This is a genomic window from Jiella sonneratiae, from assembly GCF_017353515.1.
GTDB classification, from domain to species: domain Bacteria; phylum Pseudomonadota; class Alphaproteobacteria; order Rhizobiales; family Rhizobiaceae; genus Jiella; species Jiella sonneratiae.
Map to the genome: position 1 here is coordinate 158,476 of NZ_JAFMPY010000001.1, position 14,134 is coordinate 172,609.

A 14,134-nucleotide genomic window follows, 5' to 3' on the forward strand; every position below is an offset into this window, starting at 1 on the left:
CGTTCAACGATTTGGCATGCATCCCGGATCAAGCCCGGGATGACGAACGTCGGAGGTATCGCCGCGCGTGGCCGGACATGTCTACATCATGGCCAACAAGAAGCACGGCACGCTCTATGTCGGGGTCACCAGCGACCTGTCTCAGCGCGTCTACGAGCACAAGATCCACGCCTATCCCCGCGGATTTTCGGCCAAACACAACTGCACCCGCCTCGTCTGGTACGAGGAACACTACGACATCCGCGACGCGATCACGCGTGAGAAGTCGATCAAGCGATGGCGCCGGCAATGGAAGATCGAATTGATCGAGGCAATGAATCCGGATTGGAACGAGCTTTATCGAGGCATGGGATGGTGACTGATCCGTCCGTAACGGAAGAAGCCGCATTCATGGCAGCTCGTCATCCCGGCCTTGAGCCGGGATCCATTCCGAACCGTCTATATCGGGCGCCTCGCTTCAGGCAGTTGCTCCATCGTGAGCCGATCCGCCTGCGTTCAGCGGCTTGGCATGGATCCCGGCTCAAGGCCGGGATGACGAAGCTTGCGTGCTGTGGGCTTTTTGAAGCCTCGGTGCGGCGAACGGCGCGAAGCGCAAGATGACGACCCCCGCCCCGCTCCTCGCCCTTTCCGACTACGCCATCCGCTTCGCCACGCCGGACGGCACGGTGAAGGCCGTCAACGGCCTCGACCTCACGGTGGCGCCGGGCGAGACCGTCGCCGTCGTCGGCGAATCCGGCTCCGGCAAGAGCCAGACCTTCAACGGCGTCTTCGGTCTCCTCGCCCGCAATGCCGAAACGTCGGGCGAAGCCGTTTTCGAGGGCCGCGATCTTCTCGCGATGAGTCAAAAGGAGCTCGACACGGTGCGCGGCGACCACATGGCGATGGTCTTCCAGGATCCGATGACGGCGCTCAACCCGGCGATGAAGATCAAGCACCAGCTTGCCGAGACGCTGACGGTCCACAAGCGGGTGAAGCGGCGCGCGGCCGAGGCGGAAGCGCTGAAGATGCTGAAGAAGGTCGGCATTCCCGAGGCCGAGCGGCGCATCGACCAGTATCCGCACGAGCTTTCCGGCGGCATGCGCCAGCGTGTCGTCATCGCCATGGCGCTTCTGTGCCGGCCGAAGCTGATCGTCGCCGACGAGCCGACGACGGCGCTCGACGTCACCATCCAGGCGCAGATCCTCGATCTCTTCCGGGACCTGACCAGCGAGGCCGGCACCGCCCTCGTGCTGATCACCCACGATCTCGGCGTCGTCGCCGGCATCGCCGACAAGGTGGTGGTGATGTATGCCGGCCGGATCGTCGAGGAGGCGGGCGTCGACCAGCTCTTCGCCCGGCCGGCGATGCCCTATACCGCCGCCCTCATCCGCTCGATCCCGCGGGTCGACCGGGAGGCCGAGGCGGTCGAGCCGATCGGCGGCAGGCCGCCGGACCTCATCCACCCGCCGACGGGCTGCGCGTTCCACCCGCGCTGCCGCTTCGCCGAGGACAGGTGCCGGCGCGAGCGGCCGCCACTCGAGGCCGTGGAACCTGGCCGCCGGGCGGCATGCTGGTTCCCCTTCGTCGACGATGCGGCCGGCGGCCCGGCGCCGAGAACGGAGACCGCCGGTGCCTGAAACGCTTCTATCGATCGAAAACCTCTCCACCGTCTTCGAATTGAGGGGCCGAAGCCTGTTCGCGAAGCCGGTCGAGCTGAAGGCCGTCAGCGACGTGTCGTTCACCCTCGACGAGGGCGAGACGCTCGGTATCGTCGGAGAATCCGGCTGCGGCAAGTCGACCCTCGGCCGCTCTCTCCTGCGGCTGATCGAGCCGACCGCCGGACGGATCGTCTGGCAGGGGCGAAACCTGACCGAGCTCTCGGACACGGAGATGCGGAAGGCGCGGCGCGACCTCTCGATCATCTTCCAGGACCCCGTCGCCTCGCTCGATCCGCGCATGAACGTCGGCAAGATCATCGAGGAGCCGCTGAAGGTCGCCGAACCCTCCCTCGGCCGTGGCGAACGCCGCCGGCGGGTGGAGAAGGTGATGGAGGAAGTCGGCCTCGCGCCGCAGATGATCAACCGCTATCCGCACGAATTCTCGGGCGGCCAGGCACAGCGCATCGGCATCGCCCGGGCGATCGTGACGGAACCGAAGCTGATCGTCTGCGACGAACCGGTGTCGGCGCTCGACGTCTCGATCCAGGCGCAGATCGTCAATCTCCTGAAAAGCCTCAAGCAGCGCATGGGGCTGACGCTGATCTTCATCAGTCACGATTTGTCGGTTGTCCGCCTCGTCTCGGACCGGATCCTCGTCCTCTATCTCGGGCGGATCGTCGAGATCGGGCCACGCCGCGAGGTTTTCCAGAATCCCGGCCACCCCTACACCAGGGCGCTTCTCTCGGCCGCGCCGATCCCGGATCCGAAAATCGCCCGCAGCCGGGCCAGGACCGCGCTCGAGGGCGACCCGCCCTCACCGATCAATCCGCCGTCCGGCTGCGCCTTCCGCACCCGGTGCCCGATCGCGCGCGACGTCTGCGCCGAGGCGCCGCCTCCGCTCTTTACGGTCGGCGCGGATCACCGGGCCGCCTGTCTGTTCTGGGAGGAAGTCCGCGCCGAGGGAACGGCCGTCGCCTGAGCCCGGAGGGAGTGGAAGGCCGTTCCTCAGCCGGAAGCCGGCTCTTCCTCGCGGCGCCCGCCGCGCGGCGGCCTCAGCGGACCAGCGCGCATCCGATCGGCCCGGTCCGCGACGCGACGACGGTCTTCTTGTCCAGCGGGACATAGGTCCGACGCGTCACGACGGCGCTGCAGGACGCCTTGTTGAGGGCGACGCGGATGGTGATGTCGCGCTGGCGGACGAAATCCTCGCTCTTGAGGAACTCCCAGTCCTCCGGTCTTTCGTTCTTGTACTTGAACTTCGAGACTACCCTGATCTCGAAATCCGTCGCACCGAACTTCTTCACCCTGACGCAGGAGTTCGTCGTCCAGAACACGCCGATCTCCGCGATGTTCATGCTCTTGCAGGCATTCTTGCCGCCAAAGGACAACGGAACCAGCTTCTTGTAGGTGTTGAGGGCATTGCCGGAGTCGGACGAATAGCCGAGGACGGCGAACATCTTTCCCTGGTTCATCATGATGCCGCCGATGTCCGGCACACGATTGAACGCATACATGCTGGTTTCGGCCGAAGCCTGACCCGCGACAAGGATCAGCGGCAATGCCAGCAGCAGAGATTTCACGCGCCTGAAATCCATCGGAAAATACCTGACCGGCCAAAAGTTGTCGTTGCGACAGTTTGAGCATGAAAGGCAGGTCCGCGCCACCGAAATCCGCCATCGGAGACCAAGGACCGCGGCGGCGGCCCGGCATCTCGCCGGCGGGCGCTGGCTCGACGTCGTGCGCCGTGCAAGGCGGCGACCGGGGAACGGAAGGACCGCGCAAGCGCCGGAGGCCGACCCGCGACGGCAGGACGAAGCCTCGGACGGACCAAGCGGAGCCGGCGGAGCGCCGCCGATCATTGCCAACGGACGCCGCCCGTCGGAACGCCGTCCGGGTCGATTTCGCGTCGTGAAGAGCGGCTGGAGCGGGCGATGGGGATCGAACCCACGACATCAAGCTTGGGAAGCTTGCGTTCTACCACTGAACTACACCCGCAGCGCCGCGGACATTGCCGCCGGCGGCCGGGCCCGTCAAGCGAATTCGGTGGCGGCCGGCCGTCGCCGCGCCTCGCCCCGTGGCGATGGACGGGCAGGCACCCGGTCCCAGGCCGAAGACAGGCCAGAGAAAGCAAGCCGGCCTATGGGTCTTTCTCGAATGCCACGCGAGCAAGCGGACAGGACCCAGCTGCCCATGCCCATGAAGAAGCTTCTCTTCGTCATCCCGCCCTACTTCAACGCCGCCGACTATCTCGACCGGTCGCGGGCGGCCGTGCTGCCGGCCTTCACGATCCCCTACGGCATCCTGTCGATGGAAGCCTATCTGACGAAGCATGCCGAGAACCTCGCCGAAATCCGGCTGGTCGACCTCAACGTCACGCTGAAGCGGCTGCTCGACGAGCGGTCCGTCGCCTCCTACGAAGCGGTGTTCCGGGCGGAAATCCAGGCGGCGCTCGCCGCCTTCGCGCCGGATTTCGTCGGCATCTCGGCGCTGTTCAACTCCTCCTTCGGCTACGTCCAGGCGCTGGCGAAGGCGGTGAAGGACCACGACCCGGCGATCGTCACGCTCGCCGGCGGCGGCCTGCCGTCGGCGGCCTACCAGATGATGCTGGAGCGCTGCCCCGACCTCGACGCGATCTGCAAGGGCGAGGGCGAACTGCCGCTGAAGGACCTCATCGACGCCGAAGACCCTTCGGCGCTTCTCGTCTCGCACCGTTCGTGGATCACCCGCGAGGGCGTCGCCGCCGGCAAGATGCCGGGCCACAGCTTCATCGCCGACCTCGACGACATTCCGCCGATGAACTACGCGATGCTGAACCTCGACAACTACAACAACCGCGGCATCGACAAGCGCTACACCGACCAGCCGAAGCGCGAGATGGCGATCCACACCTCGCGCGGCTGCCCGTTCCTCTGCGTCTTCTGCTCCAACCCGTCGCTGCACGGCCGCGACGTGCGCTTCATGTCGGTCGAGCGGGTGGTCGCCGACGTCACCCGCATGCGCGACGACTACGGCATGACGGTGCTGATGATCGAAGACGATCACTTCTTTCACGACAAGGAGCGCGCCAAGCGGCTGCTTGCGGCCGTCGCCGAGCTCGGCATCCGCTGCGAGTTCCCGAACGGCGTCGCGGTCTATGCGATCGACGACGAGGTCGCCGCGCTGTTCTCGCGCGCCGGCGTGTCGGCGGTGGCGCTCGCCGTCGAATCCGGCTCCGACCACGTGCTCAACCACATCATCAAGAAGCCGCTGAAGAAGAAGCTGATCCGACCCGCCGTCGAGGCGCTGCGCAAGCACGACGTGCGCTCGCACGTCTTCATCGTGCTCGGCCTGCCGGGCGAAGAGGACGAGCATCGCGAGGAGACCGTCGCGATGCTGATCGAGAACGGCTTCGACTGGGTGCACGTCTATCTGGCGATCCCGATCTACGGCAGCCGGCTCTACGACATCTGCGTCGACAACGGCTACATCGAGCGGCCCAACAACGACGACTTCGTCGTCACCAAGGCGGTGATCCGCGCCCCGGGCGTCGATCCCGAGAAGCTCGAGGCCTTCGCCTACGAGACCCAGCTGCGCGTCAACTTCATCGAGAACCACACGATGAAGATCGGCCGCTACGACGTCGCGATCCACTATATGCGGAACGTCGTTGCGAAATATCCGGACCACGCCTTCGGCCACCTCTATCTCGCCCTGTGCCATCAGGCGCGCGGCGAGGCGCACGAGGCCGTCCGGCATGCGGCGAGCGCGCTCGAGGTCTTCGCCACCAACGACTGGTGGCGGTCGATGGCCGAGCGCCACGGCGTCGGCTACGAGGCGATGCTGGCGCCGATCGGCGGGGCGCTGGCGACGATGGCGGAACCGATCCGCCTCGCCGGCTGAGCGCGGCAGGCTGTTCCCGGCCTCAGGCGGCCGGCTTGAGGGCCGCCGCCTCCCGCGCGAGGGCGGTGATGCCCGACCAGTCGCCGGCGGCGACCTTGTCCTTCGGGGCGAGCCACGAGCCGCCGACGCACAGGACGTTCGGCAGGTCGAGATAGTCCCTGACGTTCTTCGGCGAGATCCCGCCGGTCGGGCAGAACTTCAGGGCAGGCATGACGGGGGCGATCGACTTCAGCAGCGCCGCCCCGCCGATCTGCTCGGCCGGGAAGAACTTCAGCACCTCGTAGCCTTCCTGCAGCATCGCCATCATCTCGCTCGGCGTCGCCGAGCCCGGCAGGAGCGGCACGTCGCTGCCGCGCGCGGCGTCGAGAATCTCCACCGTCGCGCCCGGCGAGACGATGAACTCGGCGCCGGCCTTCTCGGCCGCCTCGAACTGCTTGGTGGTGAGGATCGTCCCGGCGCCGCAGACCATGTCCGGCACTTCAGCGACGATCGCCCTGATCGCCTCGAGCGCCGCCGGGGTGCGCAGCGTCACCTCGATCGAGCGGATGCCGCCGGCGGCGAGCGACTTGGCGAGCGACACGCCCTCTTCCGCGCTTTCCACCGCGACGACCGGCACGACCGGTTGGGCGGTCAGGATCTTCAGGAGACGTCTTTTGTCCTGGCTCATGGCGGTGGCTCGCTCCGACAGCGTTGTTTGCGCGGATGCTTAGACCATCGCGCCTCGCGCTGAAAAGCGGCTATCGGGAAAAACCGCCCGGGAGTGAGCCTCCGCGAGCGGCTTTCGCGGGTTCGCCTCGCCGGATGCCGCCGTTCAGCACCGTGCAATCGCTCGAAACCGCCGCCGGGCAGGGCTATCGGCTTGATCTTTCCCGCGCGGGCGGCGATCGAGGCGTCGCCGATGGGCTCGTCTTCGAGCGGCCGCCCTGCCGTTCAGAGGCCGCCGTTGAACGTGCGGTAGAAGATGTGGCGGCCGATCTTGTCGACCTTCTCCATGGCCCTCGCCCAGCGCGGCCGCACGTAGTTGGCATGGTAGTGGGTCGCCGAGCCGACCTCGGCGATCCAGATCTCGCCATTCGTGACCTTCCTGGCGACTTCCTCGGCCTTCGCGAAGGCTTCGGCGTCGCGGATCCGGTCCTTGTGGCCGTCGCAGGCGAAGGAGAACTGGCAGCGGTTGCGCCAGTTCTTGTTCTGGTAGACGACGCCGCAGATCGAGTTCGGATAGGCCGGGTTGCGGACGCGGTTGAGCATCACCTGCGCCACCGCCGCCTGGCCCTCTTCGGATTCGCCGCGGGCCTCGAAATAGATGCCGTTGGCAAGGCAGGTCTGTTCGGATTCGCTGTAGGCGTCCGCCGGAAGCGGCGTCGCCGCCCAGGCATGATCGTCGCCGTCCACCGGCGGGATGAAGGCTTCCGGCTGGTCCTTCAGCACCCGCTCGAACATCGAGGAGGCGCGCTTGCCGGCCCCGCCGTCGGCCGGCGCGTAACCGAGCGCGCTGGCCGCCCCCGATTCCGAGGGGCGCAGCGAGGCGAGCAGAACCTTGTCGTTGCCCGCCGCGGTCTTCGACTTCTCGAACTTCGGCGGTCCCATCAGCTGGAAGTTCGTGGCGACGGCGATGGCATCGCGGGTCGACGGAGCGACCTTGGCGAAGGCGGTCCGGATGCGGGCTTCGGCGCCGGTCACCCGCGGCCCCATCAGGCCGCCGCCGTCGAAGACGGAGCCGGCCGCGAGACCGTAACGGGCCATCTCGCCGCGCGGACCGCCGACGCGGCCGGCCTTGCCGACCCGCTTGATCCGCGGCTCGTCGCCCGCAGCGACCAGTGCCATGCGGCGGGCGAGCCGGGCGGCCGCCTCGCGTTCGGCGGTCATCTGCGCGCCCTGTTCTGCCGAATAGGCCAGATCGGCCGCCGACATCGTGCCGTAGGCGCTCGGAACCAGAAAGGCGTGAACCCGTTTCGGACCATCGGCGCCGGCCACCAGTGCCGTCGCGTCCTGCTGGTGAATGCCGGTCACGCTCGCCCCCGCGAGCAGCGATCCGGATATCACCGCGAACGCAGCCCGCCGTGCCGCGCGATAGCCGCAATGTCGCGTGCGGCCTGTCGCCGCCTGCCCCTCAGCCCCCATCAAGCCCCCGCTTGCGTGTCACTCACTTCCAAAGATGTCGTTAAAACATCCCCCATTAACCTTGTTCAATGGTTAACAAATTTTGGTCATTTCAAGACGACCGCTTGCGTTTGCCCGCATAAGGGTTCTGAGGCTTGCGCAAGGCCAGCCGCATCGGCACCCCGAAGAAGCCGAACGTCTCCCGCAACCCGTTGATCAGATAGCGGGTATAGGAAGCCCCCAGGGCCTCGGGCCGCGCCGTCGAAACGACGAATGTCGGCGGCCGCGACTTGATCTGGGTCATATACTTGATGTTGACGCGTCTCCCCGCCACGGCGGGCGGCGGATGCTTCACCACCACACGCTCGAGCCACTGATTGAGTTTAGCCGTACTGATCCGAAGATTCCAGACTTCGTGAGTCTCCGTGACGGCCTTCATCAGACGGTCGATCCCCTCGCCGGTCTCGCCGGAGACGGTGACGGCCCGGACGCCGCGAACCTGCGGCAACAGACGCTCGGTCTTTTCGCGCAGGTCCTTCAGCAGTTCCTGGCGATCCTCGACGAGATCCCACTTGTTGAAGGCCAGCACCGGCGCCCGCCCCTCGCGCACGACGAGGTCGACGATCGAGAGGTCCTGGCGTTCGAAGGGAATGGTGACGTCGAAGACGATGACCACGACCTCGGCGAAGCGGATCGCCCTCAGGCCGTCGGCGACCGAAAGCTTTTCGAGCTTTTCCTGAACCCGCGCCTTGCGCCGCATTCCGGCGGTGTCGAAGACCTTGATGCGCCTGCCGCGCCACTCCCAGTCGACGGAGATGGAGTCGCGGGTAATCCCGGCTTCCGGGCCGGTGAGCAGGCGGTCTTCGCCGAGAAAGCGGTTGATCAGCGTCGACTTGCCGGCATTCGGCCGGCCGACGATCGCCATCCGCAGCGGCTTCGTCGGGTCGTAGGGCTCGGCCGCCGCGTCGACGCCGTCGTCCCCCTCGCTTGAAAGCGAGCCTTCGCCCGCGACAGTGTCGGCGGGTTCGCCCCCGGCGTCGCCGCGATCCTCCGCGTCCGCCTCGATCGCCCGGGCGGGCGGCCGGGCCGGGCGGAATACCTCGCGGCCGAGCGCCTCGACCATGGCGTCGCGCAGATCGCCCATGCCCTCGCCATGCTCGGCGGAGATCGCCACCGGCTCGCCGAGGCCGACGGAATAGGCGTCGATGAGCCCGGCATCGGATCCGCGCGCCTCGGCCTTGTTGGCGACGAGCACGACGGCCTTGGCGCGGCGGCGCAGGAGTTCGGCGAAGTCCTGGTCCTGCGGGGTCAGCCCCGCCTTCACGTCGACGAGGAACAGGCAGAGGTCGGCGGCGGCGATCGCGGCTTCGGTCTGGGCGCGCATCCGGCCTTCGAGCGTCTCGGCGCCGGCGTCCTCGAGCCCGGCGGTATCGACGATGTCGAAGCCGAGGTCCATCAGCCGCGCCTCGCCGATGCGCCGGTCGCGCGTCACCCCCGGCCGGTCGTCGACGAGGGCGAGCCGCCGGCCGACGAGGCGGTTGAAGAGCGTGGACTTCCCGACATTGGGCTGGCCGATGATGGCGATGGTGACCATGTCGGGACGACTTTCCTCAAGTTTGCGAGCGCTCCGGCTCAGTTGCTGTTCTGGCCGTCGAGCGGCGGACGCGGCTGATCGGCCGCATTGCCCGTCGTGGTGCCCGTGGTCGAGGCTGCCTGGCCGTTCGCCGGGCTGTCGCCGTCCGGTGCGGCCTGGCCGGCCGCGGCATCGCCGGTCGTCGCCGGCGCTGCGCCGGCGTCGCCGGCGGCGGCCGGCTGATCGCCCGCCGCCTCGCCGGCCGTGCCGGGGCCCGCCGGCGCATCGGTCGCGGCAGGCGCTGCCGTCTCCGGTCCGGGCGAACTGGTCGCACCGGCGGCCGCGCCGTCCGTGGCGGATGCGTCCGAGGCCGCGTTCGCGCCGGTCGCGGTGCCGAGATCGGTGGTCGGCATCGCCGCTCCGCCGTCGGCAGGCCCGGCGTCGCCCGCCCCGGCGCCGGCATCGCCACCGGTGTCGAGCAGCCCCGGCAGGTCGACGGCGCCGAGCCCGTTGTCGGCACTGGCGGCCGGCGCCTTGGCGGCGGTGCCGTCGGGTTTGGCCGGCGGCAGCGCGTTCGGCCCGGTGGCGCCGGAATTGATCAGGTCGAGCATGATCTTCGCCCGGCCGGAAATGTCGGACGGCGTGCCCGGATCGGTCACCAGCTGCTGGAAAAGCGGCTTGGCGGTTTCGCCGTCGCCGGCCTTCCAGGCCGCGAGCGCGATCGCCTCGCGGGCCGGGAAGCGCAGCGTATCGCTGTCGCCGGAAAGCCGCTCCACCCTCTGGCGGACCTCGTCGAGCGTGCCGGAATCGACGAGCACGTAGGCCGCGCGGATCGCCGCCATGTCGCGCAGGCCCTGCGGCGCCTCGCCGGCATTGGCGACGCCGTCGAAGGCGGCCACGGCTTCCTTCGGATGGCCGGCCGCGGCCTCGATTCCGCCAAGCGAGAGTTCGGCGAGATAGGGATAGGCCCCGGTGCCGTCGGCCGCGATCGCCTTCAGCGCCTTGACCGCCTCGTCGTTTTTGCCGTCGGCGGCGAGCTTGACGGCGGCGGCATAGCGGTCGCCGGCGGCATTCGCCTGTCCGGTCTGGTAGTGTTCCCAGGCGACGACGCCCGCCGTGACGGCGACGACGGCAACGGCCCCGCCGAGCAGCCAGGCGCCGAACCGCGTCCAGACCGCCTTGACCTTGTCCTGGCGAAGCTCTTCGTCGACTTCCCTGAAAAAACTGTCGTCGCTCATCCGCTCGCTTTCCTCCTTTTCCGCCGCCGCGACCGCACGAAAGACGCAGCGACGGAAATCAACGCGTCTTCTAACGATTTTTTGCGGCGACGAAAGAGCGGGGGCCGGTCAGGCGAGCGGCGAGACACCGAAGAGCCAGGCGTGGAGGCCGCCGAGGAAGATCGCGCTGGCGACGAGACCGGCGGCGAGCGCCGCGACGTCGCCGGTGGCGCGCGGGGTCTCGGCGAGCACCGGGGCCGTGCGGCCGAGCGAATTCAGATAGTCGAGGACCGCCCAGACGAGGAAGGCGCCGAACAGGACGACGTCGGCCGTGCCGCCGTTGGCGAGCAGGTGGCCGAGCGCCCAGAGCGCGACGCCGAGCACCATCGGATGGCGCACCGCCTTCTTGATGTGGCCCGTCGGCGCATAGGCCGCGGCGACCAGGACGAAGCCGACCGGGACGAGCAGCAGCGCGAGATGCCGCGCGCCGGCGATCGGATCGTAGACGACGCCCTGCCCGGCCCGCGCCCAGCCATAGCCCCAGACGAGGAGGAGCAGCCCGACCAGCGACAGCACGGAATAGGCGCCCTTGAAGCGCATCTCGCCGATGCGGCGGATGGCGGCCCTGCGCCCCGCGTCGGAGATGATGCGCAGGGAGTGGATGCCGAGAAAGATGAAAAGTCCGATGACCAGCGTGACCATGTCCCTGCCCTCCTGATCCGCACCGGGCCCTGCCTGGTTGCGGTCCGTCCGCGTTTCGCCCGCCCCCGTCCCGAAGCACCGTCGTCTTCGGGCGCCTTCGCCGGATCGTCGCAGTCTGCTACTACGCCGGGGCGAGCGAACCGGATGCGGTATTTTCGTATGGAGAGGATAACAATCGCATGAACACACTGGGTCTCGCCACCGTGGCGATCTATGCCGCGCTCAACACGGCCGTCCTGATCTGGCTCGCCGTGGCGACCGGCCTCGTTCGCCAGCGGGAGAAGGTCTATATGGGCGACGGCGGCAATCCGCGGATGATTCGGGTGATGCGCGGCCACGCCAACGCCGTCGAATTCATTCCGATCACGCTGATCTGCATGGTGCTCGCGGCGCTGCTCGGCACCTCGGCGCTGATCCTGCACGGGCTCGGCATTCTTCTGACGATCGGCCGAGTGATCCATGCGCTGCATTTCACCGCCGCCGACGCCCCGGCCTGGCAGCGCATGGGCGGCACCAGCCTGTCCTTCCTGGCGATGGGCGGCGCCGGCCTCGCGGCGCTCGTCGCCGGCGTGACGGCCATGGGGGTGGCTGTGTGACGGCGCGGCCGTTCCACCACCGCGTCATCCCGGGCTCGACCCGCGGTCCGTTCCGAATCGTCGCCGGCAGGTCCGCTACGATACTGACGGGAGGGGGGAGAGGCAGCCTCCGTTTCGCCGGTCGGCCGAATTTTCACCGACCGAACATACCCGACCGTGAGAAGCCGGGCGCTCAGATGACCAGGACGGGCGGGTCGGCGGGTCGTCTGCCGGTTTCACCTCTCGGACGGCGAGGGCCGAACGACGCCCCTTGCCAATGATGAGGTCAGGCCCGCAGCCACACCCGGTTGTCGTGGAACGCCGCGCCGCCGAAGGGCGCCACCGGATCGGCGCCGGTGAGGACGTTGATCCCCTCGCCGTCGAGAAAGTCGGAATTCGCCCAAAGCCCTTCATGGACGAGGACGCCGGGCTTCACCGTCTCGGTGAGCTTCGCCTCGAGCCGGACTTCGCCGCGTGCGTTGCCGACGACGACGACCGAACCGTCCTCGACGCCCTCCCGCGCGGCGTCCTCCGGATGGATCATCAGGGCCGGCCCGCCTTCCCGCTGCCGCGAGCCGGAGGTCTCGGCGAAGGTGGAGTTGAGGAACTGACGCGCCGGCGAAGTGGCGAGGCGATAGGGATGCGCCGCGTCGGAGGATTCGAGGAGCGCGACGTGATCGGGCAGCGCCGGCAGCCGCGCGTGCGGGCCCTGGAGCCCTAGGCTTTCCGGCGGCCGGTTCGGCGCCAGCGATCCCGCCCAGTCCGGGCGGAAGCGGAACTTGCCGTCCGGCCAGCCGAAACCTTTCAGAAAATGCGCCGTCTCGAAATCCGGCTGCTTGTCGATCCAGCGGCCGGCCTTCAGCGCGTCGAAGCCGCCGGGCTCGCCGCTCGTCTTCAGCATGGCGTCGATGAGCGCGATCTCGGACTTGCCGAAGCCCGGCCGGTCGGCGACGCCGAGGCGCTTGGCGAGTTCCTCGACGACGAAGTGGTTGCTGCGCACCCCCGCCGGCGGCTCGACGAGCTTCGGCCCCAGCGTGATGTGGTTCTGGCCGCCGCCGCGGTAGATGTCGTCATGTTCGAGGAACATCGTCGCGGGGATCACGAGATCGGCGAGCTTCGCCGTGTCGGTCATGAACTGCTCGTGGACCGCGACGAAGAGATCGGCCCGCATCAGCCCCTGTTTCACCAGCCGCTGATCCGGGCAGACATTCGCCGGATTGGTGTTCTGGATCAGCATGGCGGTGACCGGCGGCCCCTCCGACAGCGCCTCTGCGTCGCCGGTCAGCACCGCGCCGATGCGCGACTGGTCGAGATGGCGGACCGTCGGGTCGCAGAGGGCAACGCCCATGATCTCCGACTTGTCGAGGCCGAAGATGTCGGAGTTGGAGTGGAAGGCCCCGCCGCCCTCATATTGCCAGTGGCCGTAGACCGCCGGCACGGACATCGCCGCATGCATCGCGGCGGCGCCGTTGCGCTGGCGGGTGAAGCCGTAGCCGAGGCGGAAATAGCTCCGCGGCGTGCGGCCGATCAGCGCCGCGAAGGCCTCGATCTCCTCCGTCGAAAGGCCGGTGATCTTCGCCGCCCATTCCGGCGTGCGGGTCGCCAGATGCGTTTCGAGGCCGGCGGGATCGTCGGTATAGCGGGCGAGATAGGCGCGGTCGGCGGTGCCGTCCCGAAAGGCGACGTGCATCAGCGCGCAGGCGAGAGCGGCGTCGGTGCCCGGCCGGAGCTTCAAGGCGAGATCGGCCTGCCGCATCGTCGCATTGTCGTAGATGTCGACGACGACGATCTTCGCGCCGCGCTCCTTCCGCGCCCTCGCCGCATGGGTCATGACGTTGACCTGCGTCGCGACGGCGTTGGTTCCCCAGATCACCACGCAGTCCGACTTGGCGATCTCGCGCGGATCGGCGCCGCGCATCGCCCCCGCACCGACGAACCAGCCGCCCCAGGCCATGTTGGTGCAGATCGAATCGAACTGGCCGGAATAGCGCTTGGCATGGCGGAGCCGGTGGATGCCGTCGCGCTGCACGAGGCCCATGGTGCCGGCATAGTAATAGGGCCAGACGGCTTCCGGCCCATGCGCGACCTCGGCGGCGAGGAATCTTTCGGCGATCAGGTCGAGGGCGTCGTCCCAGCCGATCTCCCGCCACGCACCGCCGCCTTTTTCTCCAACCCGTTGAAGGGGTTTCAGCAGTCTGTTCGGGTGATGGATGCGCTCGGCATAGCGCGCAACCTTGGCGCAGATGACGCCTGCCGTGTAGTCGTTGTCCGCCGCGCCGCGCAGCCGCCCGACCGTGCCGCCTTCGAGGATCTCGACGTCGAGCGCGCAGGTCGACGGGCAGTCGTGGGGACAGGCGCTGTGGCCGGTGGACAGGAGAAGCGGCTTGTTCATCGCCGCAGTCTAGCCGGTATTGCCGCGCCGCAACAGAAGCCGATTGCAACCCTGACAGG

The 14,134-nt window shown here is 68.3% G+C and carries 12 protein-coding genes and 1 tRNA gene; 5 read left to right on the plus strand and 8 right to left on the minus strand.

Annotated features, from left to right (window positions below; genetic code table 11):
- The first annotated feature begins 67 nt into the window (after nucleotides 1-67).
- The 3 genes from J1C47_RS00670 (at nucleotide 68) to J1C47_RS00680 (ending at nucleotide 2,616) form a co-directional block, all read left to right on the plus strand.
- Nucleotides 68-358: a GIY-YIG nuclease family protein gene (locus tag J1C47_RS00670; RefSeq protein ID WP_207348788.1), complete on the plus strand. Its 291-nt coding sequence runs from the start codon at nucleotides 68-70 to the stop codon at nucleotides 356-358.
- A 238-nt stretch (nucleotides 359-596) separates the two neighbouring features.
- A complete protein-coding gene (locus J1C47_RS00675; protein ID WP_207348789.1) occupies nucleotides 597-1,616 on the plus strand; it encodes an ABC transporter ATP-binding protein in 1,020 nt (339 codons plus the stop codon).
- The gene (locus tag J1C47_RS00680) at nucleotides 1,609-2,616 is read left to right on the plus strand and encodes an ABC transporter ATP-binding protein (protein ID WP_342591902.1); all 1,008 of its coding nucleotides are present in this window, start codon (nucleotides 1,609-1,611) and stop codon (nucleotides 2,614-2,616) included. Before J1C47_RS00675 ends, J1C47_RS00680 begins: the two co-directional genes overlap by 8 nt.
- Before the next feature lie 73 nt (nucleotides 2,617-2,689).
- On the opposite strand, the gene J1C47_RS00685 is transcribed toward J1C47_RS00680, so the two are convergent.
- Both J1C47_RS00685 and J1C47_RS00690 read right to left on the minus strand, forming a co-directional pair.
- A complete protein-coding gene (locus tag J1C47_RS00685; protein ID WP_207348791.1) occupies nucleotides 2,690-3,151 on the minus strand; it encodes a hypothetical protein in 462 nt (153 codons plus the stop codon).
- A 406-nt stretch (nucleotides 3,152-3,557) separates the two neighbouring features.
- Nucleotides 3,558-3,632: transfer RNA gene (locus J1C47_RS00690), tRNA-Gly, on the minus strand.
- A gap of 195 nt (nucleotides 3,633-3,827) precedes the next feature.
- Between J1C47_RS00690 and J1C47_RS00695 the strand changes: the two genes are divergently transcribed.
- Nucleotides 3,828-5,516: a B12-binding domain-containing radical SAM protein gene (locus J1C47_RS00695; RefSeq protein WP_207348792.1), complete on the plus strand. Its 1,689-nt coding sequence runs from the start codon at nucleotides 3,828-3,830 to the stop codon at nucleotides 5,514-5,516.
- Nucleotides 5,517-5,538: 22 nt separating this feature from the next.
- Here J1C47_RS00695 and eda read toward each other — a convergent pair whose 3' ends face one another.
- From eda to J1C47_RS00720, 5 genes are all read right to left on the minus strand, one after another.
- Complete coding sequence (eda, locus tag J1C47_RS00700) at nucleotides 5,539-6,183, minus strand: bifunctional 4-hydroxy-2-oxoglutarate aldolase/2-dehydro-3-deoxy-phosphogluconate aldolase (protein WP_207348793.1); 645 nt, start codon at nucleotides 6,181-6,183, stop codon at nucleotides 5,539-5,541.
- A 263-nt stretch (nucleotides 6,184-6,446) separates the two neighbouring features.
- The gene (locus J1C47_RS00705) at nucleotides 6,447-7,559 is read right to left on the minus strand and encodes a cell wall hydrolase (protein WP_342591903.1); all 1,113 of its coding nucleotides are present in this window, start codon (nucleotides 7,557-7,559) and stop codon (nucleotides 6,447-6,449) included.
- A 169-nt stretch (nucleotides 7,560-7,728) separates the two neighbouring features.
- The gene (gene der / locus J1C47_RS00710) at nucleotides 7,729-9,210 is read right to left on the minus strand and encodes a ribosome biogenesis GTPase Der (RefSeq protein ID WP_207348794.1); all 1,482 of its coding nucleotides are present in this window, start codon (nucleotides 9,208-9,210) and stop codon (nucleotides 7,729-7,731) included.
- A 38-nt stretch (nucleotides 9,211-9,248) separates the two neighbouring features.
- Complete coding sequence (locus tag J1C47_RS00715; protein ID WP_207348795.1) at nucleotides 9,249-10,427, minus strand: tetratricopeptide repeat protein; 1,179 nt, start codon at nucleotides 10,425-10,427, stop codon at nucleotides 9,249-9,251.
- Nucleotides 10,428-10,535: 108 nt separating this feature from the next.
- Nucleotides 10,536-11,108, minus strand: a complete 573-nt coding sequence (locus J1C47_RS00720) for an NnrU family protein (RefSeq protein ID WP_207348796.1) — start codon at nucleotides 11,106-11,108, stop codon at nucleotides 10,536-10,538.
- A 179-nt stretch (nucleotides 11,109-11,287) separates the two neighbouring features.
- Here J1C47_RS00720 and J1C47_RS00725 point away from each other — a divergent pair, with 179 nt between their 5' ends.
- A complete protein-coding gene (locus J1C47_RS00725) occupies nucleotides 11,288-11,704 on the plus strand; it encodes an MAPEG family protein (protein ID WP_207348797.1) in 417 nt (138 codons plus the stop codon).
- A 265-nt stretch (nucleotides 11,705-11,969) separates the two neighbouring features.
- Here the strand turns inward: J1C47_RS00725 and J1C47_RS00730 are convergent, their stop codons facing one another.
- Nucleotides 11,970-14,075, minus strand: a complete 2,106-nt coding sequence (locus J1C47_RS00730) for a molybdopterin-containing oxidoreductase family protein (protein WP_207348798.1) — start codon at nucleotides 14,073-14,075, stop codon at nucleotides 11,970-11,972.
- Nucleotides 14,076-14,134: the final 59 nt, after the last annotated feature.

Coding starts and splice junctions, on each gene's coding strand:
- J1C47_RS00675 (WP_207348789.1), top strand. CDS start 597: ATGACGACCCCCGCCCCGCTCCTCGCCCTTTCCGACTACGCCATCCGC.
- J1C47_RS00685 (WP_207348791.1), bottom strand. CDS start 3,151: ATGTATGCGTTCAATCGTGTGCCGGACATCGGCGGCATCATGATGAAC.
- J1C47_RS00695 (WP_207348792.1), top strand. CDS start 3,828: ATGCCCATGAAGAAGCTTCTCTTCGTCATCCCGCCCTACTTCAACGCC.
- eda (WP_207348793.1), bottom strand. CDS start 6,183: ATGAGCCAGGACAAAAGACGTCTCCTGAAGATCCTGACCGCCCAACCG.
- der (WP_207348794.1), bottom strand. CDS start 9,210: ATGGTCACCATCGCCATCATCGGCCAGCCCAATGTCGGGAAGTCCACG.
- J1C47_RS00715 (WP_207348795.1), bottom strand. CDS start 10,427: ATGAGCGACGACAGTTTTTTCAGGGAAGTCGACGAAGAGCTTCGCCAG.
- J1C47_RS00720 (WP_207348796.1), bottom strand. CDS start 11,108: ATGGTCACGCTGGTCATCGGACTTTTCATCTTTCTCGGCATCCACTCC.
- J1C47_RS00725 (WP_207348797.1), top strand. CDS start 11,288: ATGAACACACTGGGTCTCGCCACCGTGGCGATCTATGCCGCGCTCAAC.
- J1C47_RS00730 (WP_207348798.1), bottom strand. CDS start 14,075: ATGAACAAGCCGCTTCTCCTGTCCACCGGCCACAGCGCCTGTCCCCAC.